Source organism: Huintestinicola sp., assembly GCF_051882455.1.
Classification (GTDB): domain Bacteria; phylum Bacillota; class Clostridia; order Oscillospirales; family Ruminococcaceae; genus Huintestinicola.
Genome location: NZ_JBJERV010000038.1, coordinates 1 through 2,633, shown reverse-complemented (window position 1 = coordinate 2,633; position 2,633 = coordinate 1). Strand labels below are relative to the sequence as shown.

The 2,633-nt window shown below is 48.2% G+C and carries 2 protein-coding genes; one reads left to right on the top strand and one right to left on the bottom strand.

Annotated features, from left to right (window positions below):
* Window positions 1-315 precede the first annotated feature (315 nt).
* Entirely contained in the window at window positions 316-2,178 is a 1,863-nt protein-coding gene (locus tag ACI4J0_RS05400; RefSeq protein WP_439764791.1) for a methyl-accepting chemotaxis protein, read from the top strand.
* Between the two features lie 163 nt (window positions 2,179-2,341).
* Here ACI4J0_RS05400 and ACI4J0_RS05395 read toward each other — a convergent pair.
* On the bottom strand, window positions 2,342-2,633 hold a 292-nt coding region (locus ACI4J0_RS05395), incomplete at its 5' end, for a hypothetical protein (RefSeq protein ID WP_439764790.1).

Below are 2,633 nucleotides of genomic sequence, written 5' to 3'. Positions count from 1 at the left end.
TGGAAAAGGCTTGAGCGAAACTTTTAGTGTTGTGTTTATTTGTGCAACTTTTTTTCATTTCTCCACTTTATCGACAAGCTGTATAAATTTTCGGGTATTGCCCGTTTTTTTGCCTCACAGCAAATGTGTTGATAATGCACAAATATTTCTCATATAATCTTATTTTTTTGTATCAGATACAAGAAAGATTTTCGGCTTTTTTATCGAAAATAAGATAAATCACTTGATTTTTCCGTTAATATGTGATATGATAAAAGCATCATTGAATAATGGTATAAATTGTATATTCATATCATTTTATCGGAGGACAATTTTATGAAAAAGACCTTGACCAAGCGTATTTTATACGCCTGTGCTGCGGCAATGGTATTTATGATGACCGTTCTGTTTATCGTTCAGACAAGCGTTATGCAGGCTACCGCCAAAAATATGGCTGTGAGCAGGATAAACGATGTGCTGGACGAGCTCGTTTCCAACGACGCAGAGACGGCGGAGCTTACCGAGCAGATAAATTCCGAATATATCGCCAAGGCGGACGCTTTTGCCGAGATGGTTTATCTTGACCCGTCCATTCTGAATGACGCGTCAAAGCTTGATGAAATAAAGGATATGCTGGGCGTGGACGAGCTTCACGTCACTGATGACAAGGGCGTTATTTACTGGGGCACAGTTCCCGATTATTTCGGCTTCGATTTCAATTCCAGCGAACAGACAAAGCCCTTTCTCCCCATTCTGACCGACAGCTCCTTAAAGATAGCTCAGGAGCCTCAGATGAACGGTGCGGAAGGAAAGCTTTTCCAGTACATAAGCGTTGCGCGGAAGGATTCTACAGGTATCGTTCAGGTTGGAAACGCTCCCGAGAGACTCCAGAAGCAGCTTGAAAAAAACAGCATAAGCAATGTGCTCGACTCCTTCACTGTGGGCAGCACGGGCTTTGTTATGGCGGTCTCCAAGGCGGACGGACTTATCGCTGCTCACCCCGACAAGGCTCTTATCGGCACCGCTGCAGCTGACGCAGGCGTCTCTGACAAGCTTTTAAGCGGCGCTGACGGCGTGTTCTGCAAAATAGGCGGCAATAACGTGTACTGCGTTACAGGCGAAAACGATGACTATATCCTTATCGCTGCTTTACCGAAAAACGAGGTCTACAGCGGCAGGACCATACTTATGCTGATATTCGGCGTTTCGGTCATCGGTATGCTTGTCATTGTGATGATCCTCATAAACAACCTTATCCAGAAGGTCATCATCAAGGGCATCAACGATATCCTGCAGAAGCTTGACGTGGTTTCCGGCGGAGATCTGAGCGTGGATTTCGATGTTCACACCTGCCCCGAGTATGTCACGCTCAGCGACAGACTCAATGCTATGCTCGCCAATATCCGCAGAAATCTTGACGAGTCCGAAAGGGCAAGCAATGAGCAGAAGCGAATTTTCAGCCATGTGACAAAGATATCCTCCGATATCGGCAGCGAATCAAAGGAAATGCAGGAGGTCTCCTCAAAGCTGTCCGACGGTTCTTCTACTCAGGCTGCCACTGTTGAGGAGATATCCGCCTCCTTCGAGACCATTTCACATCAGATAAACGAAAGCGCTAAGGCTGCTGCCGATGCAGGCAGGATAGCCTCCGAGACCGCCCGTACCCTTGACGCGGGAACCGAAAAAATGGGCGAGATGCAGGGCGCTATGCGCAGGATTGAGGAGTCCTCGGGCAAGATAGGCAATATCGTTAAGACCATTGAGGATATCGCTTTCCAGACAAATATACTTGCACTTAACGCTGCTGTTGAGGCTGCAAGGGCAGGTCAGCACGGCAAGGGCTTTGCCGTTGTTGCCGACGAGGTCAGAAACCTTGCCACCAAGAGTGCTGAGGCTACAAAGGGTACCGCTGAGCTTATTGACGAGACCCTCAAGGCGGTTGCCGAGGGCAGCAGGATAGCTGACGAGACCGCAGAACAGCTCCGCATCATGATGAACGGCGTATCCGAAAGCAACAAGCTTATTGACGGCATTGCGGCGGCTTCGGAGGAGCAGGCGGCTTCCTTTGAGCAGATATCCGAAAGCATGACCCACATTTCGGGCGTTGTTCAGCAGAACGCTCAGATCTCCGCAAGCGCTGCTTCCACGGCTTCCAAGCTGGACGGTCTTGCACGTTCTCTCAGCGAGGTTTTTGAGTGATATTCAGATTCGTGTATGACAAAAGCGTTTTGTCCCATCTTATCGACAAAATGCCGGAAAGGGGTATGTTAGCGCCCCTGAGCGGCATTCGAAAAAATGCGAATTTACGTAATTGCTTATAAATAAAAAACTGCGGCAGTCCCCGAAACTCGGAGACTGCCGCTTAGTCTGTCGAAAAAGGAACGACAATTATATAATATGCACAAACCCATACAGAAATTGCTTTGTCAAAAACGTTCCACCGGAACGTTTTTGAGGGTAAGTTACCTAAAACTTGTAAGAAGGGGAGGCGGTCGTGTCCGCCTCCCCTCGAAATGCTGTCGCATTTCTCACCCCTTGCACCGTTTTTGGAGGATAAAGGAGATTTCGCCGTCTGCGGACGGCGACAAGGGGACGCCGTCCCCTTGACCCCTGCCACCTTTGAAAAGGTGGACGAAACTTTTACTATGACCTTA

What these genes read in the sequence shown, in the direction of transcription:
- ACI4J0_RS05400 (WP_439764791.1), top strand. Translation starts at nt 316, where the DNA reads ATGAAAAAGACCTTGACCAAGCGTATTTTATACGCCTGTGCTGCGGCA.